Source organism: Paraburkholderia acidiphila (genome assembly GCF_009789655.1).
Classification (GTDB): domain Bacteria; phylum Pseudomonadota; class Gammaproteobacteria; order Burkholderiales; family Burkholderiaceae; genus Paraburkholderia; species Paraburkholderia acidiphila.
This window is the reverse complement of the sequence record NZ_CP046911.1, coordinates 456,368-477,077: the sequence shown is the minus strand read 5'-3', so window position 1 is coordinate 477,077 and position 20,710 is coordinate 456,368. Positions and strand designations below refer to the sequence as shown.

Sequence of the window (20,710 nt, the reverse complement as noted above, 5' to 3'; positions counted from 1 at the left end):
GGGCGCGCGACCTTTCGCACCTGTTCGCGCCCCTCGTCGTGCACGCCTGAAGAACGCAAAGGGGAGTATCAGCCTCTCCCGTGCCGCGCCGAAAGCTCTTCCAGATCGAGGTCGCGTTCGAGAACGCGCAATAGTTCGTCATGGATCTGGCCGGCGCGGTGCAGCTTCAACAGCTCCGCGCGCGCGGCTTCGACCGCGGCCAGCACGACGTCGTAGTGCGAGGTACGCATTTCCTGGGGATAGCTCTCGGCGTTCGCATAATTGCGCGTGAGGTTCGCCCGATACGTATACTGCTCCAGCAAACGCGGATGTATCACGCTGCCGTCGGCGCCGTGAACGAGCGGCGTGATCGCCGCAAGCTGAGCGGCTTCGAGGCGCGCCCATGCTTGCGGTTCATTCAGATAGGCGGTTTCACCTTCGATATCGTTCGCAGGCCTGATTAGCTTGATCAGCGGCCCGATGGTCGTGCCTTGCAGCAGCACAGTGAACAAAATGACGGCAAACGCAGCGAAAAGGATGAGATCGCGTCCGGGCATCGCCTCCGGCAACGCAAGCGCAATCGCCAGCGTAACCACGCCGCGCATGCCGGCCCAGCTCACCACCGCCGCACCGCGAAAGTCCGCGGCGCTCACACGGTCCGGCAATATCCGGTGCAACGCCGCTCTCACGATCTCGATTCCATAGGTCCACACGCAGCGAGAGACAACAACGGCGAGCACCACGGCCATCGCGGCGGGACCGAGCAGCGCGACCGCATTGCCCGTGCCGCCGAGGCGCAGCATGACCCCGCGCAGCGAGAGGCCGATCAGCACGAACACCAGCGCCTCGAGCACGAAAACCATGACCTGCCAGAACGCCGTGCCGCGGCTGCGCACGGTAGCCGAAAAGACTTCGTGCTGATGCCAGCCTAACTGCATGCCGCATGTAACCGTGGCGATCACGCTCGAAACGCCCAGCATGTCCCCCGCGATATAGGCGATCCAGCCCGCCAGCACCGACGCGGTGATGATCAGGTATTCGTCTTCGAGCTGACGCAGCAGACAAACCACCACATAGCCCACGACAAGGCCAACCATGATCCCGCCGAGCGCGAGCCCGACGAAACTGAGCGCCGCGTTCGGTTCGCTGAACGCCCCCGTCAATGCCGCCGCCACGGCGAAGCGAAACAGCACGAGGCCAGCGGCGTCGTTGAGCAGGCTCTCGCCTTCGAGCAGCACCATCAGGCGGCGCGGCAGCGCGAGCCGTTCGAGCACGGCCTTCGCGGCAACGGCATCGGGCGGCGACACCACGGCGCCCAGTGCGAAGCAGGCAGCCCACGGCAGCGAAGGAACGGCCCAATGCGCAACCACGCCAACCGCCCATGTCGTGAACGCCACCGCGCCAATGGCGAAAAGCAGAATGGGCGCGAGGTGACGTTTGAAATCGGACCAGACGAAGAAGTAAGCGCCGTCCATGAGCAGAGGCGGCAGGAATACGATGAGGACGAGGTCGGGGTCGATCACGACCGGCGGCAGGCCGGGCACGAACGCCAGGGCGGCGCCGCCGACCAGCAGCGCGGCAGCGGGCGGCAGACGCAGCCGTTTCGCGAGCAGCTCGAGCGCGATGATGGCGATGAGCGACAGGAGCACGAGCTTGAATGCCGACACGGCCGACATGACGCTTCCTTGTTGTTAGCCGGGTACGGTGCCCGGGGTGGCGCGAGGGAAAGCGTATCTTGCCATGAAGGCATGGCGGGAGGAACAGGCCTGCGGCCCGGCTGTGGGCGGCTAGACCGCGAGGTTGAGCCAGTCGGCGATCACATGCGCCGCAACGACGAGGCAGACGACCACCACCAGCACGCCCATGCACATGCCGATATCGGCGTACAAATGCCGGTGGCGCTCGATGATGGCCGCGAGATAGCTATCCGGGTCGACCGGCTTTTTTCCCGCCCGGTAGCGTTCGCGGAGTTTGGACATTGAAGTGGCCTCGGTGAATGGATTAGAGGCGTTCGAGCAAGAGGTACGCGCCGAGCACGATACCCATGCAAAATGCCGCGCAGCCGAGCGCCACGCCAAGATTGATAATTTCGGTGCACTGGCGTCGAACGAAATCGACGACGACACGCTCGCGCTGTGCAACGGGATGTGCGTTGGCGTGCGCGTGGATGGACTCGCCCAGCGCATCGACGTGTTTCATCAGATGCGACGTATCGAGCAACAGTTGCGGACCCATGATTTGCCTCCAGCGCGAATGATTCGGGTGAAGGCATCAGGTTAGGGAAATGGAAGTGGCGGGAATATCAGAGGAGTTCGAAAAAAAGCGCGAAGCTCCGTCCCTCAATTCCCGCAAGCATGAATCAAAAACTGCTGCATCGCGCGCGCCGGATCGCTCAACACCGCGCCCGGATGCCACAACATGCCCGCTTCCATCTGCGGAATGGCGTCCTCGATGGCGCACGCGTCGATGCGCTTACCCTCCAGCGACCACGGTCTGAACACCATGTCCGAGAGAATCGTCACGCCAAAGCCGTGCGCGACGAGCCCGCGCAGCGCCTCCATCGAACTCGTGCGAAACGCGATATTCGGTGCGATGCGCCGCTTCTTCCAGTAGCGCAGCGTCGAGGCCTCGCCCTCGTCCACCGTGATCAGGATATAGGGGTAGCGCGCGATGTCGCGCAGCGTGACGGTGCCCATCTGCGCTAGTGGATGTGTCGGCGCGGCCCACAACTGCCGTCGCGAACGCATCAACACGTGGTGGCCGAAACGCGCGCGCCGCTCCACGTTCGAGAGCAGCGCCACGCCAAGATCGACCTTGCCCGCGAGCACCGCCTCTTCAATCGCCGGCCGATCCAGGTCGTGTAGATCGATCTCGATCTCCGGATACGTCGCACGAAAGCGCGCAAGCAGTTCCGGAAGAAAATAGCCGAGCAGCGTATAGGAGGCGGCCATGCGCACCGTGCCACGCAGGCTGTGCGCGCGAAACGGCGCTTTGTGCAGCGCGTCGCGCACCGACTCCAGCACATGCCGCGCGTGATTGAGAAAGTCCTGCCCGTCGGGCGTCAGTTCCACGCCCTGTGGCAAGCGCACGAAAAGCCGCGTGCCGAGCGCCTCCTCGAGCGCGAGCACCGCATTGGTGATCGCCGACTGCGAGACATGCTCGGCCGCCGCCGCCATCGAAAACTGCCCGTTTTGCGCCGCCGCCACGAAGTAGCGGAACTGCCGCAAAGTCACGTCCTTGGCCATGTGCTTTTCGAATATCGTGAGTCGTGGGTTCCGATTCTACGATACGTGGTCTTCGATGTCCCGGCGGCGGCCTGCCGGACGCATCGCGTCACCTAGCGCGGCGCCATACGCAACGCACCGTCAAGCCGTAACACTTCGCCGTTCAAATAGCGGTTGCCGACGATATGCTCGACGAGCGCCGCGAACTCCGCGGGCTGACCAAGGCGTTGCGGAAACGGCACGCCCGCGCCCAGCGCCTGCTGCACTTCGGCGGGCATGGCGAGGAGCATCGGCGTTTCGAAGATACCGGGCGCGATGGTCACGACGCGAATCGCATTGCGCGCCAGTTCGCGCGCCGCAGGCAGCGTGAGCGAAACCACACCGCCCTTCGAAGCCGCGTAGGCCGATTGCCCGATCTGGCCATCGTACGCCGCCACCGAAGCCGTGTTGACGATCACGCCGCGCTCGCCGCCGGCGTCGGGCGCGTTGTTCGCCATCGCTACGCCGGCCAGGCGCATCACGTTGAAGGTGCCGATGAGGTTGACGCTGACGACCTTCGCGAACAGATCGAGCGAATGAGCGCCCTCTTTTCCGACGATGCGTTGCGCGGGCGCGATCCCCGCACAGTTCACCACGCCATGCAGCGCGCCGAAGCGCTGCGTGACGAGCGCCATTGCCGCCTCGACGCTTGCTGCCTGAGTCACATCAACTTCAACTGCCATCGCGTGCTCGCCGCCGCGCGCCGCCTCGTCACGTGCACGGGCAATATCGATATCGGCGAATACCACGTTCGCGCCGCGTTCGAGCAGATGACGGCCCACCGCCGCGCCAAGTCCTGACCCGCCGCCCGTGATGAAAAACGTCTTGTCCTGCACAATCATTTGCATCCCCTCCATCCGTTAGTTATCCGATCTTTCAAACCGTCTCACCCGCCAGTTCCGCACGATACTGCTCGCGCACATTGCGCGAGCGCTCGTAATTGCGCTCCTTGACGATACCGAACCCACGCACCGCACCCGGCACGCCAAGCAGGCCGATGGCCGCGGCAAGCGTGCGCTGCGTGAGTTTGCCCAGCACGAGGCGCACGTCGTCCTCGAATTCGCCGATCATCGCGCGCTCGATCACCCGGTCGCGCTGGCGTGCGAACGGGTCGAGCGGCGTGCCACGCAATGCCTTGCCGTGCTTGAGCACGCGCAGCAGCGGCTCGGCCCATACGCCGCGCAGTGCGATCTTGTTGCGGCGTCCCGTTTGTGCGTCGCGTCGCGTGAGGACCGGCGGCGCCATGTGAAACGTCTTCTTGCCCGCCGTGCCGTCGAACAACCCGGACAGGTACGCGCCAAAGCCACCGTCCGTATGCAGGCGCGCTACCTCGTACTCGTCCTTGTACGCGAGCACCTTGAAGTAATGACGCGCGGCCGCTTGCGCAAGCTCGCCGTTTGCACCTTCAATGCCACGCTCCGCTTGCGCGACGGTCTCGACCAGCGCGCGGTAGCGCGCGGCATAAGCCGCGTTCTGGTACAGCGTGAGATCGCGCTCGCGCTCGGCCACGAAGCGGGCGAGTTCGAACGGCGTGTTCGTCACGGCAGCGTCCGCTCCCGTCACGCGTTCAAGCACACGAGCGTCCTGTGCGATCAAACGTCCCCAAAGGAACGCGCGTTCGTTCATCTTCACGGCCGCGCCATTGAGTTCGATGGCGCGCAGAATCGATGCCTCGGTCAGCGGCGCGAGGCCCATCTGATACGCGTAGCCCACCATCATCATGTTCGAGGCGATAGCATCGCCGAAAATGGCTTCCGCGGCCGCGGTGCAGTCCCAGAACGCCGCGCCCTCCGCGCCCATCGCACTCTCTATCGCCGCCTGATGCACGGCCTTGCTCACCGGAAGGTCACCGTCGCGCACGAAGTCGGCCGTGGCCGTGATGCGCTCGTTCACGATGGCGCGCGCGCCACTGGCCGGCAGGCGCGAGAGCGCGCCGGACGATGCGGCCACCACGGCGTCGCAACCGAGCAGCACGTTGGCCGCATGCGCGCCGATGCGTGAGGTCGTGATGAGCCCGCGGCTCTGCGCGATCTGCACGTGGCTCAACACCGCGCCGTTCTTCTGCGCGAGGCCGGTAAAGTCGAGCGTCGAGGCGCCGCGCCCTTCGAGGTGCGCGGCCATGGCGAGGATCGCGCCGATCGTCACGACGCCCGTGCCGCCCACGCCGGTCACGACCATGCGCAGATGCTGCTCCAGCGCCTGCGGCACGCGTGCGGGCGGCGCGAGCGTGGCGCGCAACTCGGCTTCGATGCGCTGAATACGCGCGGCGTCCGGGCGCTTCGGCTCCATGCCCTCGACCGTCACGAAGCTCGGGCAAAAGCCCTTCACGCACGAGGTGTCCTTGTTGCAGCTCGATTGATTGATGGCCCGCTTGCGGCCCAGCTCCGTATCGAGCGGCTCGATCGCAATGCAGTTCGACTGCACGGAGCAGTCGCCGCAGCCTTCGCACACAGCCGGGTTGATCACCACACGCGTGGGCGGATCGATCAGCTTGCCGCGCTTGCGGCGGCGGCGCTTTTCGGCGGCGCAGGTCTGGTCGTAGACGATCACCGAAACGCCCTTCTGCTCGCGCAGGCGGCGCTGCAGCGCGTCGAGTGCGTCGCGGTGCAAGAGCGTCACACCCGTCGGCAACGCATGCGCGCCCACGTATTGCTCAGGCCGGTCCGTCACAACGACGGCTTCGCTCACGCCTTCGGCCTGCACCTGCGCCACCACGCGATGCACGGTGAGGCCGCCCTCGGCGGGCTGACCGCCGGTCATAGCGACCGCGTCGTTGAAGAGAATCTTGTAAGTGACGTTCGCGCGCGCCGCCACGGCCTGGCGAATGGCAAGGCTGCCCGAATGCTGATAGGTGCCATCGCCGAGATTCACGAACAGATGCGGCATGTCCGTGAACGCCGACATGCCGACCCACTGCACGCCTTCTCCGCCCATCTGGCAAAACGTCGCCGTGTTGCCCGCCTCGCCGAGCGCCATGATGTGACAGCCGATACCGGCCGCCGCATGCGAGCCGTCCGGCAGACGCGTCGATGTATTGTGCGGGCAGCCCGCGCAGAAGAATGGCTTGCGGGTGAGCGGTTCGCCCGCCGGCGCCGAAGCAAGCGCGATGACACGCTGCGCGCCCGACCGCGTATTCGTTGCGCTCGCAACGACATGTGGAATCTCAAGCGAAACGTGCTGAAAAAACCGTTGCAGCGCGCGGGCAAGCTGCTCCGGCGCGAACTCCATCGCCGCCGGGAGCAGCGGCTCGCGCTCGCCCAGCGTCTTGCCGTGCACGGACGGGCGCTCATGAGCCGACACGTTGAAAAGCGCTTCCTTGATCTGCCGCTCCACGAACGAGCGCTTTTCCTCCACGACGAAAAGCGCCTGCATGCCGCATGCAAACGACTTGATCCCTTCGGTTTCGAGCGGCCAGATCATGCCGACCTTATAGAGCCCGATGCCGAGCTGCTCGAGGCGCTCGGGCGTGAGACCCAGCGCCTCGAACGCGGCCAGCACATCCGCATGCGCCTTGCCCACCGTCACGATGCCCACGCGCGCATGCGCGGGCCGCAACAGCGCGCGGTCCAGCGGATTCGCCCGCATGAACGCGAGCGCGGCGGGCAGGCGCTCTTCGAGCACGCGGCGCTCCAGTTCGGCGCGCTCCGCGGGCCAGCGCAATTGCGTGTCGTAGTTGAAGCCGCGCTGCGCCGGAACCGCGATGTCCTCCGGCAAACGCAACGGCACGCCACTGCCCACACGCATCGAGCGGCCGCTTTCCACCGTCTCCGTAATCGCCTTGTAGCCCACCCACAACCCGCTGAAACGCGAAAGCGCATAGCCCGTGAGCCCGAACTCGATGTACTCTTCGACCGAAGCCGGAAAGAGGATCGGCATCATCGCGCCTTCGAATACGTGGTCCGTCTGGTGCGGAAACATCGAGGACTGCGCCGCGTGGTCGTCGCCCGCCACGGCCAGCACGCCGCCGTGCCGCGCCGTGCCGAGCATGTTGGCGTTGCGGAACACATCGCCGGTGCGGTCCACGCCAGGCCCTTTGCCGTACCACATCGAATACACGCCTTGCACGCGCTTGCCGGGAAACGCGTCGAGTTGCTGCGCGCCCCACAGCATCGTCGCGCCGAGGTCTTCGTTCAGGCCCGGCTCGAAGCGCACGTCGAAGTCCGCCAGCAGTGCCTTCTGGCGCCACAGTTCCTGATCGAATCCGCCAAGCGGCGAGCCGCGATAGCCGGAGACGAGACCCGCCGTTTTCAGCCCAGCCCGCCGGTCCGCGCGCGCCTGCTCGATCAGGATGCGCACGAGCGCCTGGGTGCCGGTGAGAAAGACCGCGCCGTCCTCGCGCAGGTAGCGGTCTTCGAGGCGATAGTCCGTATCGATCTGGCGCTCGGTCTCGACGGCTCGCATGTTCATGGTTGTCTCCGCTGTTCGGCTTGTGGGTATTAGCGGATTCTAGGTAGCCAATAGCGGCGATTCGTGCCAAACTGAGCCACAGATTACTCGCGAATTAGCAACATTCGCCCCAAATTCATCACTTTTAGGGAAACCTGGCCAATGAAATTCGATCGCGTGGATGTGGCCATCCTGCACGCCCTGCAGCGCGACGCGCACGTGAAGTCCGCCGACCTCGCGGAATCGCTCGGGCTTTCGCTCTCGCCGTTCTACCGGCGCATCCGCATGCTCGAAGAGCGCGGCGTCATCACGCAGTACGTCACGCTGCTCGATCAGGAGAAGGCGGGCTTTCCGGTGAACGCTTACGTGTCGGTGGCGATCGAGAAGAAGAATGAGACTCGGCTGGCCGCGTTCGAGCGCGCAATCTCGAACTACGACGAAGTGATGGAGTGTTATTTGATGACGGGCGCGTTCGACTACATGCTGCGCGTGGTGGCGAGCGATATTGCGGGCATCGAGCGTTTCGTGATGACGCGCCTCACCAAGATCGAAGGCGTGCGCGACATCCACACTTCCGTGGCGCTGCGCCGTGTGGAGTACAAGACCGAGCTGCCGGTGCGTGTGCGCGACGAGTGAAACGCTGCGAACGCGGCCATTCACTCAGGATGACGAACGAATCATCGCGTAGTCCAGACCCTCAAGTCTTGGGCACGGTCTTGCGCGCCGCTCGCAACGGTTTCGCGGGAGCATTCTGACGCTCGCGCACCTGATCGCGGGTCGAACGCAGTGCGTCGAGCCGGCCTTCGAGCATGCCCACCTGATGGCGCAAATCGCCCATCTGCGCCTGCAATGCCTGAATTTCGGCGCGCGCGCTTTCCTCCGAGCGCACCGCGCGCTGCGCTTCGGCTTGCGCAAGTTCGGCGCTCGCGCGCAACTTGTCGCGTTCGGCGGCAAAATCGGCGCGTGCCTGGTTCAGCGCGGTCTCGCGTTCCCGGCCCGCCTCGCGTGCGCGCTCCAGTTGCGCTTCGAGTGCGCCGCGCGTCGCAACGGCGGCAGCCTGCGCCTGTTCCAGCTCCTGAATGCGCACCTGCGCCGTGAGCAGCGCGGCGGTGCGCTGTTCGAGCGCCACCTCGGTGTGCCCGAGGTCGGCGCGCACGGCGGCGGTTGCGCCTTCCGCGGCACGTCGCGCCGCTTCCACTTCCAGCCGCAGCGCTTCGAGCGAAGCCTGCGCGGCCGCCGTGGCGCGGGTCCATAGCGCGCCCATGAGTTCACCGGCGGCCCCTTGCAGTTCCTCGGGCAAATCGGCGTGCTCGATGCGCACGCGGCTCTTTTCACGCAGGGTGGCCCAGAACTCCGAAAGCACTGCCGTAGGCGTGCTCATGCTGCCGCGGCGCACGAGCTGATAGAGCCGGTTGGCCGTGGGCGTGATGCCGTAACGGAAGAACATCAGCGCGCACACTTCGCGATAGAGTTCGCGCGTTTTGGGAAACTCGGCTTTAAGCCGCTCGATTTCGGCAGCGAGGCGCACTTCGTCGGGGGCGACGTCGGTCATGGAGCAATGCTGGGCTGGTGTGCGTCGATAATACAACGTAAAGCGTATGATTCCTACCGCGAATACCCGTGTGAAGCGGGACTCGTTCCGACCGGATGCTCCAGCGAGGTGTCAACATGACAAAGCTTCAGCGTCTCATCGTAATCGTTGTTGCCTGTGTGTTGAGCGCGTGCGCGAGTCTGCCGCCGCAGACCAACCGGCCGCAGACATTCGCGCTGCAGGACACGGCGTCCACGCCGCTCGGCACGCTCTTCGCCCCCGAAGCGCAGCGCCATCCGGACGAAAGCGCATTTCACCTGCTGCCGGACCCCACCGACGCGCTGGTGGCCCGCGTCGTGCTCACCGAAAAGGCGCAGCGCTCGCTCGACCTGCAGTACTACATCTGGCACGACGACCTGACCGGCCACGAACTGGCGGCGGCGGTACTCAAGGCGGCAGACCGCGGCGTGCGCGTTCGTGTCCTGCTCGACGACCTCGGCACCAATGCGGACGACCAGGTGCTGCTCACGCTCAGCTCGCACCCGAATGTGCAGATACGGCTCTTCAATCCCGTTGCGGGCCGCCGCTTCAAGGCATTGTCGTCCGCGCTGGAATTCTCCCGCGTCGACCGGCGCATGCACAACAAGGCGCTCGTTGCCGACAATGAGGCCGCGATCCTTGGCGGCCGCAATATCGGCGATGAATACTTCGGCGCGTCGAGAGCCGTTGCCTTCGGCGATCTGGATGTGCTGGTGCACGGCCCCATTGTCGGACAGGTCTCCAACGTCTTTGACGCGTTCTGGAATTCCGATTCGAGCTATTCGATCGAACAATTGATGGGACACCCCGCGGATCCGTCCGCATTGGCCGCCTACCGCGCGAAGCTGGACGAGTACGTCCAGTCGGAGCATGACTCGCCCTATGTCGTGGAAGCCAGACAACGGCTGGCCAAAGCTCTCGCGGCGGGTGACACGAACTTCTCCTGGGGGAAGGCCACGCTCCTGTACGACGACCCGTCCAAGATCACCCGCGATCCGGGCGACGCGCAAGGCCACCTCATGACGCGTTTTGCGGCGCTGAAGCTCAAACCCACGCACGAGATGCTGATCATCTCCCCCTACTTCGTACCGGGGAAAGCGGGCGTTGCGTGGCTAAGCGATCTGACCGGGCACGGGGTAAGCGTCACGGTACTGACCAACTCACTGGCCGCAACCGACGTCGTCGCCGTGAATGCGGGCTATGACCACTATCGCGACGATCTCCTCGCGGCCGGCGTGCGGCTTTATGAACTGAAGCCGGTTGGTGCGTCCAACGTGAAGGCACAACGAAGGTTCTTTGGTTCTTCGAGGGCCTCGCTGCATGCGAAAACCTACGTGTTCGACCGGCAAAGCATCTTCATTGGCTCGATGAACCTCGACCCTCGCTCGAGCAAACTCAATACGGAAATTGGCGTGCTGTGCGACAGCCCGGCGATTGCCGGCCAGGTGATCGACGACGTCGAGCCGCAACTGGACCAGATCGCCTGGCGAGTCGAGCAACGCACGGACGCCAACGGCAAGACGCGGATCGTCTGGATCGACACCGCCGCGAACGGGACCGTGACCGAATATGATTCGGATCCCGATGTATCTTTCATGCGGCGTACCGGCGTCTGGTTCCTGGGCCTGCTGCCGATCGAGTCCGAGCTGTAGGCGCTGGAGGGTGCGCCGAAATCGAGCCCGTCAGGAATCGTACAGCGAGTGGATATTGCGCACCTTACCGAAGAGCCACTCGAAGAGGGAATGGCCTTGCTCCTGTTCGGCGGGAAGCGCGGTCGTCAACTTGGCGATCTTGTCCTGACGGTATGCCAATAGCTGGCACAGTTGCTTCGCGACTTCGGGGTGCTCTTTCAGGAACGCGGTCATGTCGTCCTTGCCGATTTCGAACAGGACCGTCGGCGTCAGCGCGGTAATGCACACATGCATGGGCAGGCCCGCCAGCAGCCCCGCCTCGCCGAACGCTTCGCCCGGTCCGATCCGGGCAAGTTCGCGCTCGCCCGAAGCTTCACGGAAAGTCACCGAGAGTACACCCGCGTAAATAATGGCAAGACTATCCGGCACGGTATCCGGCGCAAGTATCTGTTGATTGGCCTGGTACTCGTGCCGGGAAAGACGCTTCGCGAGCTGGGTCACCTCATCGGCACTCAGGCTTTCGAACAGCGACACGCGCTTGAGCAGCGCCTCCTTCGCGTCATGCGCTTCCATTACCGGCGCCGGCACGCCCAGTGCCCGCAACGACACGCCGGAGGCCGCCAGGTGCCGGTAGCACAAGTCGAACAGCTCGTTGGACGTCACGCGCTTTTTGCTCATGTCGTCGACGAACCCGACGACCTCGTAATGGATCGAGTTCAGCGTGGCGCGCTGCATGCGGGCATAGGGCGCTGGCGTCTTGAGGATGGCGTTGCTGCCGGTCAGCGCGCGCTCCAGCGCGTCGATCACGGTCTTCGGCCGTGCTTCGGGGTCGATCTCAAGCACGAGTGAAAGACCGTGAACGTTTGCCGGCCTGCTGTTGTTCGAGATTTTCGCCTTGGAAGTCATCGCGTTCGGGACAATCAGCGTGTTTCCCTGGCCGGTCAACAGGTGCGTGGCGCGCCAGTTCATTTCGACGACCTTGCCTTCCACATCGTCGATCACGACCCAGTCGCCAACCGTGTACGGCTCCGTGGCGTTGAGCACGATACCGGCGAAAACGTCGCTGAGCGTGCTCTGGATGGCGAGGCCGAGCACGATTGCCAGTGCGCCCGATGTTGCGACCAGACCGCGCACGGGCAGCTCGAGCACGAACGCGAGCGCGGCCACCACCGCCGCGAGAAAAACAACGGCGCCGAAAACGTCCGAAAAGAGCCGCTGCTTGCGCCAGGCGCGCGGCAGCAGCAGAGAGTCGAGCGACAGGGTGAACAGCCGCGCCGCCATCAGCCACCAGACGATTTCCAGAACCTGGGCCAGCCAGTGGAGCTCCGGCGCGTCCAGGTACGGCGCCTGCCCGAACGGATTCATGCCCGATGAAAACAGGACCCAGCTCAGCGCCGCGAACAGCGCGAGCCGTATGAAGAGCCTGATCAGATCCTGCGGCGGAATCCGCGCACGCCACACGATGACATCGACGAATACGATACTCAAACCAACGATTAGCGGGTATTTCACGAGCGGCTCCCGGCTGGAAAGGCCTGACGCTGATGTTGGGACTGCAGGACGCGGTTGATTCTGCCACGGACGAACCTGCCGGGGCGAACGGGTGGCAATTGACGTTTGGCGGCGCTCCGGACCCGGGGCGCCGGAAACGTGCGCCGCGCGGGGCCGGTTCTCACGTGCATTGCATGCGCGAAAATCTTAGAAACCATGCATTTCGCTTGCTAAACTGTTAAAGCAAATCCATGCAACAATAATCTGAATTCATTGCTCGCGGTTTTATTTATCAGGCTGCGTAATTTAGGTTATCTAATGAAAATGCGAGGCTTGGCGGCAGCCTGGGGTGAAGCCCGGCAATGCCACGAGGCGCTCGCCGCCGGGTTCCCTCGCGCCCGGTCTGTGGCTGCCCCCGCCGCCCTTTTCGAAAGCCCTTCCTTCCCGCTTTCCCGACCGGACGCACGCCGCGTTTCGCGCATGCGTCAGCCGCATTGATTCGACAATTGAAGCGGTCGCCCGCAGTTCCGTTCATTCCATGAAAACGCATGCCCGTCCATGGGTGCGCGTGTGTCCGATCCGTTGAATTGAGAGGTGTGCCATGTCCAGCCTGTCGAGCGAATCCATCGCCACATTGAAAAGCGCGCTGCGCGGCGACGCGTTGCAACCCGGCGACGCGGGCTACGAAGAAGCCCGGCAGATCTGGAACGCGATGATCGAGCGCCGCCCCGCGCTCATCGTGCGCTGCCGGGGCTGCGCCGACGTGCGCCAAGCCGTGGCGCTCGCACGTGAATCGGGGCTGCCGCTTGCGGTGCGCGGCGGCGGCCACAATATCGCGGGCAGCGCGCTCTGCGACGGCGGCATCGTCATCGACCTCTCGCTGATGAAGTCGGTCAGAGTCGAGCCCGCCACGCGCCGCGCGTATGTGGAACCCGGCGCGACGCTGGGCGACTTCGACCATGAAGCGCAGGCGTTCGGCCTCGCCACGCCGCTTGGCATCAATTCGACTACGGGCGTGGCCGGTCTCACACTCGGCGGCGGCTTCGGCTGGCTGAGCCGGCGCTTCGGCATGTCGGTCGACAACCTGATCGCCGCCGATGTCGTGACCGCCGACGGCGAACTGCTACGCGCGAGCGCCGACGACAACGCCGACCTGTTCTGGGCCATTCGCGGCGGCGGCGGCAACTTCGGCGTGGTCACGATGTTCGAGTTCGCGCTTCACCCCGTCGGCCCCGAGATTTATGGCGGACTCGTCGTGCTGCCGTTCGACGCCGCGAAAGAAGCGCTCGTGAAGTATCGCGAGGCGGCCAGCACGATGCCCGAAGACCTGACGGTGTGGAGCGTGTCGCGCCTCGCACCGCCGCTGCCGTTCCTGCCGCCCGAGGTGCACGGCAAGCCGATCATTGCGTTCGCGATCTGCTATTCGGGGCCGCTCGAAAACGGGCCGAACGCAGTGGAGGGGGTGCGGCGCTTCGGCAAGCCTTATGGCGAGCATCTCGGGCCGATGCCGTACGCCGCCTGGCAACAGGCATTCGATCCGCTTCTCACGCCGGGCGCGCGCAACTACTGGAAATCGCACAATCTCGCCACCTTGCCCGACGGTCTCATCGACACGCTGACCGATGCCATCGCCAGGCTGCCCTCGCCCGAGTGCGAGATATTCTTCGGGCAAATCGGCGGCGCGACCTTGCGCGTCGCGCCCGATGCGATGGCCTACCCGAATCGCGACGCGCTCTACGTGATGAACGTGCACGGCCGCTGGTCCGATGCCGCCGACGACGCCCGCTGCGTTGCGTGGGCGCGTGACTTTTTCGAAGCTTCCGCGCCGTATGCGCTCGGCAGCGTCTACGTGAACTTCCTCACCGACGACGAACGCACGCGCGTCGAAGCCGCCTATGGTCCGAACATGAGCCGTCTCGTCGAAGTCAAGACGCGTTACGACCCGCACAATCTTTTCCGCCATAACCAGAACATCCGGCCCGATGGGTCGGCCGAGGGGAGCCAGTAATCCGCGTTTCGATGTCATCGTAAGGGGAATCGTCATGTCGACCTATGTGGTGCTTGCGCAATTCACCGACCAGGGGATTCGCGCTGTCAAAAACAGCGTGCAGCGGGCCGGTCAGGCCGCGGAAATGGCCAAGACTTTCGGCTGTGAAATGAAGCAGATTTACTGGACGCTCGGGAAATACGACATCGTTACGGTCATCGAAGCGCCCGACGAGCAAAGCTTCATGGCGTTCGGCCTCGCGCTCGGGTCGCTCGGCAATATCCGCACGCAAACGCTGCGCGCCTTGACCAAGGATGAATTCAGCGCGGTGCTCGGCAAGCTCAATTAAAGCAAGCCGGCGCGCGGCACCTGGGCCGGTGCCGCGCCGCCGCTCAATATTCTTCATACCTATTCGCCGCATGCGCGGCGCATTTCCCGTGAGATCCGGGAGGCAGTTCTCTGCCCGAACGCCGCCTCGGCGCGAGCGACCTTCCGGGAAGCGGCACTGCGCGAGCGAACTCTTTCTTTTTGGCAAACGTTTGCCGGCCGGGTATCAAGTCCGCGCGCGCGAGGCCGAAAACGCGTACATCGCCACGTATTTTTGGAGACCCCGGCCGTGACGCGCGCTTTACTTTTACTTGCCGTAATGGTTATGACAGGCTGCGCGCAACTGCAGCCGCCCACCACGGCACAGACCGGGAAACCTGCCGTGTCGAACGTCATCATGAAGTTCGACATTCCCGCCGATGCGCTCGGCGCGCACGACCCGCAACTGAGCGCGGTGCTCGCCAAGGCGGGCGCGCTCGCCGCCGCGCAGAAGCAGCCCACTGTGATCCGCGTGACGGCGCTCGGCCAGGACCTCAAGTACATCAATCAGGCCATCTGGCGCGGCGTGCCCGCGCAGGGATCCAAGCCGACGCTCGAAAACCTGACGGCCGGTGCGAACCAGACGTACAGCGTCTCGATCGAGCCGTTGCATGCGGGGAGCTGACACGATGCGTCCAATCGTTTGCGCCGCCGCCGCACTCTGCTTTTGTAGCGTCGCCTGGGCCGGCCAGCCTGCTACCGGCACATCTGCCACCGGGGCGGCGACCACCGTTGCCGCTGCCGCCACGCCCGCCGCCGACAAGGTTTATCCGCCGCTGCCCACGCTCGCCATGCTGCCGCCCTCGAGCGGCGACGACGACGAGGTGCCCGCGCCGCATTCGTCCTCGCACAACAAGAAGAAGGTGCGTCAGCGCGATTGCCACTGCGCCATGCCCACGCCGCGCCTCGTTGTCTCCGACACTTCGCGCGCCTATCTCAAGGACATCGAGCAGCAACTCGATTCCGCTCTCGCGCAGTAACGTCGCGCATTCATGTCGCGCAGCGACGCCTAACCCGGAGCTTCGCCCCATGCCGCAGCAGACCCACGCCCTGAGCCTGCGATCCCGAGTCGTCCGCGCCTGGGTGACGTTCATGTGCCTCGCGGCGCTCGGCGCAACGGCCGCGCACGCCGCGCCGCCCGCCGACGAGTGTTTTGAAAAGGCCGGCGCCTACCAGGGCGTGAATCCGCTCGTGCTGCGCGCCGTGGCATGGCGCGAATCGAAAGGGGACGCCGCGGCCGTCAATCACAACGCCAACGGCTCGATCGACGTGGGGCAAGCGCAGATCAACTCGATCCACTTTTCGGAGCTTTCCCGCGAGGGCATTCCGCACGGCGCCCTCACGGACCCGTGCGTGAATATCTTCGTGGCCGCGTGGCTGCTCAAGCAAAAGATGGTGCGATACGGCAACACATGGCGCGCCATTGGCGCGTACCACTCGGAATCGCCGCACGAGCGCGATGCCTACGCGCGCAGCATTCAGGCCATTCTCGTGAGCTGGGGCCAGTTGCAGCCGGGGCGATGAACCAGGCCCGCGCGGCTTCGCTTCGCATTAGTTGTACGCGCAACGGCAGCTCGCCGCCGAATAAAGCGCGTCGCGAGTCGCAACCCAGGCCTCGTTCTCGTCTCAATAACCATACAGGTGCGGTTCCGGACCAGCAGCGACGATTCGCCTGCACATATAATACGTAAGAAAACATCCGGAGTTCGAGTACGGCCTGATCGGTGCGCTGTTCGACTCGCTCGTCTACCTCCTGCCATTTCGTTTGTTTATCCACCTACGCTCACGCCGGGCGAAACCTCAGGGATACTCGCGATCTTCGCGTCTATCCAGCGCGTCGGCGAGTTGCGCAGCGAACACGAAGCTCTTGCCGACCATGCCGAATTGCGGGTTCACCATGCCTCGCCGTAAGCGCCCCTACCTTCACACGCTACTGACCGGCGCGCTGCTGATGTCAGGCGCCGCGGCCTGCACCGCCGCGAACTCCGGCACGCCCTTGCCAGTGGCCATTTCGGTGGACGCCGCGGCGGACCGGCACCCCATCAGCCCGCTGATTTACGGCATCAATTTCGGCACGCCTGCCGTCCTGCAAGACCTGCGCGTGCCGGTCAACCGCTCGGGCGGCAACAGCGCGTCGGCCTATAACTGGCGCATCGACGCGCGCAACGCGGGCAAGGACTGGTATTTCGAAAGCGTCGCCGTCAATCCCGCCGATATCAACGAGCAGTTCGGCGAGCGCTTCGTCGCGCTCACCCAGGCGGCGGGCGCCACGCCCATCGTGACCATTCCGATGCTCGGCCGTGTGGCGAAACTCGGGCCGGCGCGCGAGACGCTCGCAAGTTTTTCGATCGCCAAATACGGCCCGCAGCCGAACCGCGACGTGAACGGCCACGCCGACGCCGGCAACGGCGTAGCGGCAGGCGGCAAGCCGATCGACGGCAACGACGCGAACGACGCCTCGACACCGGACGACCCGCAAAACGAACAGGCGCGCGTGGCGGATCTGGTCAAGCGGTTCGGCGGCGCGAGCGGGGGCGGCGTGCGCTATTACGCGCTCGACAACGAGCCGAGCCTTTGGCACATCAACCACCGCGACGTGCATCCCACGGGCGCGCATGCGAGCGAAGTCGCCAGCAAGGTGATCGCCTATTCGCGCGCCGTGAAGTCGGCGGACCCGCACGCACAGATCGTCGCGCCGGAGGAATGGGGCTGGCCAGGCTATTTCTACAGCGGCTTCGACCAGCAGTACGCAGCGGACCACGGCCTCGACCACACGCCCGATCGCGCAGGCGAAACGCAGGGCATGCCCTATGTGCCCTGGTTGCTCGCGCAATGGAAAGCGGCGGGCCATCCGGTGGACGTGTTCAGCCTCCATTTCTACCCGCAGGGCGGCGAATATGCCGAATCGGGCGGGGCGGACTCGCAGGCCGTCGCGCTCATGCGCAACCGCTCCACGCGCGACCTGTGGGACCCGAACTACAAAGACCCCACGTGGATCAATAGCGTCGTGGCGCTGATCCCGCTGATGCGCCGTTGGGTCGATACGTACTACTACCCAGGCACGCTCATCGGCATCACGGAATACAACTGGGGCGGCGGCACGCTGATGAACGGCGCGACGGCCCAGGCGGACGTGCTCGGCATTTTCGGCCGCGAAGGGCTCGATATCGCCACGCGCTGGGGCACGCTCGATCCTTCCATGCCGGTGTACAAGGCGTTCAAGCTTTACCGCAACTACGACGGCAACGGCGCGGCGTTCGGCGCGACCAGCGTCGCCGCCAGCGCGAACGACCCGGACACGGTTTCCGCGTTCGCCGCCTTGCGCGAGCGCGACCACGCGCTAACGCTCGTGGTCATCAACAAGCAGTTGGACCGCCCGGCGGATGCCGCCGTCGCGCTCGGGCATTTTGCGCCGAGCGGCGTGGCCGAAACCTGGCAGCTCGCGGACAACCGGCTGCTGCGCCTGCCCAACGCGCGCTACCGGGATGGCACGCTGCGTGCGAGCCTGCCCGCGCAGAGCGTGACGCTGTTCGTGCTGCGCGGGGCAGAGGCGCACCAGGAGTGACGCCCGCGCCCGGCGCGGCGAAAAGCGCACGCAAGCGGCACGGCGATTGCGGAATTCATGGTCAAGCAGGCGGCAACGTCTGTGTCGATACCCTCGTCACTCAAGGAGGTACGGATCATGAACAAGGCAACCAGCATGCTAATCACGGCCGCCGCGGCGCTCGCGCTGTCCGGCGGTGCGTATGCACAAACGGCACAAATGGCCCCCGCGGCGCCCGCGGACACAGGCACGGGCATTAGCGGTTCCTCGAACCCTGGCGCCGCGCCCGGCGCCACGACGACAACGAACCCGATGAATGACACATCGAGCGGCTACGGCATGCCGGGCGGCACGAACTCCGATAGCGGCATGGGCATGGCCCCGCCGAACTCACCCCAGCGGCAGAGCACGAACCCCGACGTGGCGCCCCACACCAGCGGCCCGAAGAGCAACAATTCGCTCGCGACCCCGAGCGTCGTGTCCCCGGCTGACCAATAACGGGGGGCGAGGATACCTCGCCGCCGATCTCCTCGACGTTTCGCGCACCACCCAGGGCGTATCAAGTTGCGGCGGGGAACGATCGACCTCGCGACCGTCGCGGCCCTGGGTATCGAAACCGTAGCGCCGCAACTGCGCGAAAGTATCATAATTGGGAAAACTAAGCGTTTTACCCATCGCGAGGAGATCAGCCGTCATGAAACGACGAAGCCTGCTGAAGGGGGTTGTCGCGTTGCCGTGCCTCGCCACCGCCTCGGCCTTCGCCGACGCGCTGCCCGCGTCGTCTCGCGCGGGCCGTGTGCGGCCCGGCGACCCCGCGTGGCCCAAAGCGCCGCAATGGGACGCGTTGAACGAGGCGCTCGGCGGAAACCTGCTGCAACCCACGACGATCTGGCAAACCTGCGCGCAAGCGCCACATGCGCAAGCGTGCCTCGCGAGACTCAAGGAAGCGCGCAACCCGTTCGCGCTCGGCGACGACGCCGGCGCCACCCAGATCTCCGGCTGGCTCGATGCCTGGACGGTGAACGCAAGCGCCTACGCAGTGGCGGCCCGTTCGACCGCGGACATCGTTGCGGGCGTCAACTTTGCGCGTCAACACAATTTGCGCCTCGTGGTCAAAGGCGGCGGCCATAGTTACCTTGGCGGCTCGAACGCGCCAGATTCGCTTCTGATCTGGACGCGCGGCATGAAGCGCATCGAACTCCACGATGCGTTCGTTCCCGCCGGCTGCCCGACGCCACCGAAGCCGGCTGTGACGCTCGAGGCAGGCTGCATGTGGATCGACGTCTACACCGCTGTCACGACTCAGGCGGGACGCTACGTTCAGGGCGGCGGATGTACGACGGTGGGCGTGGCGGGCCTCGTGCTGGGCGGCGGCTTCGGGTCCTGGTCGAAGCGTTATGGCCTCGCGGCCGCAAGCTTGCTGCAGGCCGAGATCGTGACCGCCGACGGCGCTGTGCGCACGGTGAACGCGTGCCAGGAGCCCGATCTATTCTGGGCGCTCAAGGGCGGCGGCGGCAGCTTCGGCGTGGCGACCCGGATCACGCTACAGACCCATGACCTGCCCGAACATTTCGGCTGGGCCAGATTCAAGGTCAAGGCTTCGTCGCGCGAGGCTTACCGGCGGCTGGCTGCGCGGCTGATCGATCACTATGCAGACCATCTGTTCAACCCCGCATGGGGTGAGCGATTCGTCTTTCACAGCGATGAGATCGAGGTGGCGATGGTGTGCCAGGGGCTCGACGACCACGAGGCGAAATCGGTGTGGGCGCCTTTCATCGAATGGCTACGCGCCTCGCCGGCGGACTTCGCATTCGATGAGGCACCTCGCATCGGCGCCGGCCCGTCGCGCCGCTGGTGGGACGTCGAAGCCAACTCGGGACTCGTGGCGGACCCGCGCGCCGAAGCCGCCCACAACCACGGCTGGTGGCAAGGCGACGCCGAGCAGGCTTCCGCGTTCCTGCACGCCTACGAGTCGCAATGGCTGCCCGCGGCCTTGCTCGAACCGGCGCAACGCGGCCGGCTTGTGGACGCCTTCGTCGCGGCAGCCCAATATCAAGCCGTAGAACTGCATTTCAACAAAGGACTTGCCGGTGCACCGCCGGAAGTGAACGAAGCGGCGCGTCAGTGCGCGATGAATCCGAAAGTGGCCGACGCCTTCGGCCTCGCGATCGTCGCCACAGGCGGCCCACCGCCCTTTCCGGGCCTCCCCATCGCCCCGCCCGACATGTCGCAGGCGCATCGCAACGCCGCGAATGTGGCCAGGGCTGCGGCCATTCTCAAGGCGCTATCGCCGCAAGGCGGCTCTTATATTTCGGAGACCGATTTTTTTCGCGAGGATTGGCGCGCGGCGTTTTGGGGCGTCAACTACGCGCGGCTGAAGGCGATCAAGGGTCGCTACGATCCGCAAGGATTCTTTTTCGTGCATCACGGCGTGGGCAGCGAGGACTGGAGTGCGGATGGCTTCACGCCTGTGGGGGCTTGAGCTTTGCGGTG

Annotated in this window: 18 protein-coding genes; 10 read left to right on the top strand and 8 right to left on the bottom strand. The window is 65.1% G+C overall.

Annotated features, from left to right (window positions below):
* Nucleotides 1–68 precede the first annotated feature (68 nt).
* The 6 genes from FAZ97_RS26380 to FAZ97_RS26355 all read right to left on the bottom strand — a co-directional run bounded on the left by FAZ97_RS26380 (nt 69) and on the right by FAZ97_RS26355 (nt 7,649).
* Nucleotides 69–1,655, bottom strand: a complete 1,587-nt coding sequence (locus tag FAZ97_RS26380) for a Na+/H+ antiporter (protein ID WP_158761449.1) — start codon at nt 1,653–1,655, stop codon at nt 69–71.
* A 111-nt stretch (nt 1,656–1,766) separates the two neighbouring features.
* Nucleotides 1,767–1,958 carry a hypothetical protein gene (locus FAZ97_RS26375; protein WP_158761448.1) on the bottom strand — a complete coding sequence of 64 codons (192 nt, stop codon included), beginning with the start codon at nt 1,956–1,958 and terminating at the stop codon, nt 1,767–1,769.
* Nucleotides 1,959–1,980: 22 nt separating this feature from the next.
* On the bottom strand, nt 1,981–2,214 hold the full coding sequence (locus FAZ97_RS26370) for a hypothetical protein (RefSeq protein WP_158761447.1): 234 nt from the start codon (nt 2,212–2,214) through the stop codon (nt 1,981–1,983).
* 104 nt (nt 2,215–2,318) lie between these two features.
* The gene (locus tag FAZ97_RS26365; RefSeq protein ID WP_158761446.1) at nt 2,319–3,224 is read right to left on the bottom strand and encodes a LysR family transcriptional regulator; all 906 of its coding nucleotides are present in this window, start codon (nt 3,222–3,224) and stop codon (nt 2,319–2,321) included.
* A gap of 92 nt (nt 3,225–3,316) precedes the next feature.
* On the bottom strand, nt 3,317–4,084 hold the full coding sequence (locus FAZ97_RS26360) for an SDR family NAD(P)-dependent oxidoreductase (RefSeq protein ID WP_158762425.1): 768 nt from the start codon (nt 4,082–4,084) through the stop codon (nt 3,317–3,319).
* A 34-nt stretch (nt 4,085–4,118) separates the two neighbouring features.
* Complete coding sequence (locus FAZ97_RS26355) at nt 4,119–7,649, bottom strand: indolepyruvate ferredoxin oxidoreductase family protein (RefSeq protein ID WP_233271905.1); 3,531 nt, start codon at nt 7,647–7,649, stop codon at nt 4,119–4,121.
* A gap of 141 nt (nt 7,650–7,790) precedes the next feature.
* Here FAZ97_RS26355 and FAZ97_RS26350 point away from each other — a divergent pair, with 141 nt between their 5' ends.
* On the top strand, nt 7,791–8,264 hold the full coding sequence (locus FAZ97_RS26350; RefSeq protein ID WP_069263434.1) for an Lrp/AsnC family transcriptional regulator: 474 nt from the start codon (nt 7,791–7,793) through the stop codon (nt 8,262–8,264).
* 61 nt (nt 8,265–8,325) lie between these two features.
* Here FAZ97_RS26350 and FAZ97_RS26345 read toward each other — a convergent pair whose 3' ends face one another.
* Nucleotides 8,326–9,180: a DNA-binding protein gene (locus FAZ97_RS26345; RefSeq protein ID WP_158761445.1), complete on the bottom strand. Its 855-nt coding sequence runs from the start codon at nt 9,178–9,180 to the stop codon at nt 8,326–8,328.
* Between the two features lie 116 nt (nt 9,181–9,296).
* Here FAZ97_RS26345 and FAZ97_RS26340 point away from each other — a divergent pair, with 116 nt between their 5' ends.
* On the top strand, nt 9,297–10,850 hold the full coding sequence (locus FAZ97_RS26340) for a phospholipase D family protein (RefSeq protein WP_158761444.1): 1,554 nt from the start codon (nt 9,297–9,299) through the stop codon (nt 10,848–10,850).
* A 30-nt stretch (nt 10,851–10,880) separates the two neighbouring features.
* On the opposite strand, the gene FAZ97_RS26335 is transcribed toward FAZ97_RS26340, so the two are convergent.
* Entirely contained in the window at nt 10,881–12,341 is a 1,461-nt protein-coding gene (locus tag FAZ97_RS26335; RefSeq protein ID WP_158761443.1) for a mechanosensitive ion channel family protein, read from the bottom strand.
* 580 nt (nt 12,342–12,921) lie between these two features.
* On the opposite strand from FAZ97_RS26335, the gene FAZ97_RS26330 reads away from it, so the two are divergent.
* From FAZ97_RS26330 to FAZ97_RS26295, 8 genes are all read left to right on the top strand, one after another.
* Entirely contained in the window at nt 12,922–14,328 is a 1,407-nt protein-coding gene (locus tag FAZ97_RS26330; protein WP_158761442.1) for an FAD-binding oxidoreductase, read from the top strand.
* A 34-nt stretch (nt 14,329–14,362) separates the two neighbouring features.
* On the top strand, nt 14,363–14,656 hold the full coding sequence (locus tag FAZ97_RS26325; RefSeq protein WP_158761441.1) for a GYD domain-containing protein: 294 nt from the start codon (nt 14,363–14,365) through the stop codon (nt 14,654–14,656).
* Nucleotides 14,657–14,953: 297 nt separating this feature from the next.
* The gene (locus tag FAZ97_RS26320; RefSeq protein ID WP_407671908.1) at nt 14,954–15,298 is read left to right on the top strand and encodes a hypothetical protein; all 345 of its coding nucleotides are present in this window, start codon (nt 14,954–14,956) and stop codon (nt 15,296–15,298) included.
* A gap of 4 nt (nt 15,299–15,302) precedes the next feature.
* Entirely contained in the window at nt 15,303–15,653 is a 351-nt protein-coding gene (locus FAZ97_RS26315) for a hypothetical protein (protein WP_158761439.1), read from the top strand.
* A gap of 112 nt (nt 15,654–15,765) precedes the next feature.
* Nucleotides 15,766–16,197, top strand: coding sequence for a lytic transglycosylase domain-containing protein (locus tag FAZ97_RS26310; RefSeq protein WP_233271920.1), 432 nt, complete (start codon nt 15,766–15,768; stop codon nt 16,195–16,197).
* 373 nt (nt 16,198–16,570) lie between these two features.
* The gene (locus FAZ97_RS26305) at nt 16,571–18,238 is read left to right on the top strand and encodes a glycoside hydrolase family 44 protein (RefSeq protein WP_158761437.1); all 1,668 of its coding nucleotides are present in this window, start codon (nt 16,571–16,573) and stop codon (nt 18,236–18,238) included.
* A gap of 117 nt (nt 18,239–18,355) precedes the next feature.
* Nucleotides 18,356–18,715, top strand: a complete 360-nt coding sequence (locus FAZ97_RS26300; protein WP_158761436.1) for a hypothetical protein — start codon at nt 18,356–18,358, stop codon at nt 18,713–18,715.
* Nucleotides 18,716–18,911: 196 nt separating this feature from the next.
* Nucleotides 18,912–20,699: an FAD-dependent oxidoreductase gene (locus FAZ97_RS26295; RefSeq protein ID WP_158761435.1), complete on the top strand. Its 1,788-nt coding sequence runs from the start codon at nt 18,912–18,914 to the stop codon at nt 20,697–20,699.
* The last annotated feature ends 11 nt before the right edge of the window (nt 20,700–20,710 follow it).

Excerpts from the sequence above, each read along its gene's own strand:
- FAZ97_RS26380 (WP_158761449.1), bottom strand. The coding sequence starts at position 1,655 with ATGTCGGCCGTGTCGGCATTCAAGCTCGTGCTCCTGTCGCTCATCGCC.
- FAZ97_RS26375 (WP_158761448.1), bottom strand. The coding sequence starts at position 1,958 with ATGTCCAAACTCCGCGAACGCTACCGGGCGGGAAAAAAGCCGGTCGAC.
- FAZ97_RS26370 (WP_158761447.1), bottom strand. The coding sequence starts at position 2,214 with ATGGGTCCGCAACTGTTGCTCGATACGTCGCATCTGATGAAACACGTC.
- FAZ97_RS26365 (WP_158761446.1), bottom strand. The coding sequence starts at position 3,224 with ATGGCCAAGGACGTGACTTTGCGGCAGTTCCGCTACTTCGTGGCGGCG.
- FAZ97_RS26360 (WP_158762425.1), bottom strand. The coding sequence starts at position 4,084 with ATGATTGTGCAGGACAAGACGTTTTTCATCACGGGCGGCGGGTCAGGA.
- FAZ97_RS26355 (WP_233271905.1), bottom strand. The coding sequence starts at position 7,649 with ATGAACATGCGAGCCGTCGAGACCGAGCGCCAGATCGATACGGACTAT.
- FAZ97_RS26350 (WP_069263434.1), top strand. The coding sequence starts at position 7,791 with ATGAAATTCGATCGCGTGGATGTGGCCATCCTGCACGCCCTGCAGCGC.
- FAZ97_RS26345 (WP_158761445.1), bottom strand. The coding sequence starts at position 9,180 with ATGACCGACGTCGCCCCCGACGAAGTGCGCCTCGCTGCCGAAATCGAG.
- FAZ97_RS26340 (WP_158761444.1), top strand. The coding sequence starts at position 9,297 with ATGACAAAGCTTCAGCGTCTCATCGTAATCGTTGTTGCCTGTGTGTTG.
- FAZ97_RS26330 (WP_158761442.1), top strand. The coding sequence starts at position 12,922 with ATGTCCAGCCTGTCGAGCGAATCCATCGCCACATTGAAAAGCGCGCTG.
- FAZ97_RS26325 (WP_158761441.1), top strand. The coding sequence starts at position 14,363 with ATGTCGACCTATGTGGTGCTTGCGCAATTCACCGACCAGGGGATTCGC.
- FAZ97_RS26320 (WP_407671908.1), top strand. The coding sequence starts at position 14,954 with ATGGTTATGACAGGCTGCGCGCAACTGCAGCCGCCCACCACGGCACAG.
- FAZ97_RS26315 (WP_158761439.1), top strand. The coding sequence starts at position 15,303 with ATGCGTCCAATCGTTTGCGCCGCCGCCGCACTCTGCTTTTGTAGCGTC.
- FAZ97_RS26310 (WP_233271920.1), top strand. The coding sequence starts at position 15,766 with ATGTGCCTCGCGGCGCTCGGCGCAACGGCCGCGCACGCCGCGCCGCCC.
- FAZ97_RS26305 (WP_158761437.1), top strand. The coding sequence starts at position 16,571 with ATGCCTCGCCGTAAGCGCCCCTACCTTCACACGCTACTGACCGGCGCG.
- FAZ97_RS26300 (WP_158761436.1), top strand. The coding sequence starts at position 18,356 with ATGAACAAGGCAACCAGCATGCTAATCACGGCCGCCGCGGCGCTCGCG.
- FAZ97_RS26295 (WP_158761435.1), top strand. The coding sequence starts at position 18,912 with ATGAAACGACGAAGCCTGCTGAAGGGGGTTGTCGCGTTGCCGTGCCTC.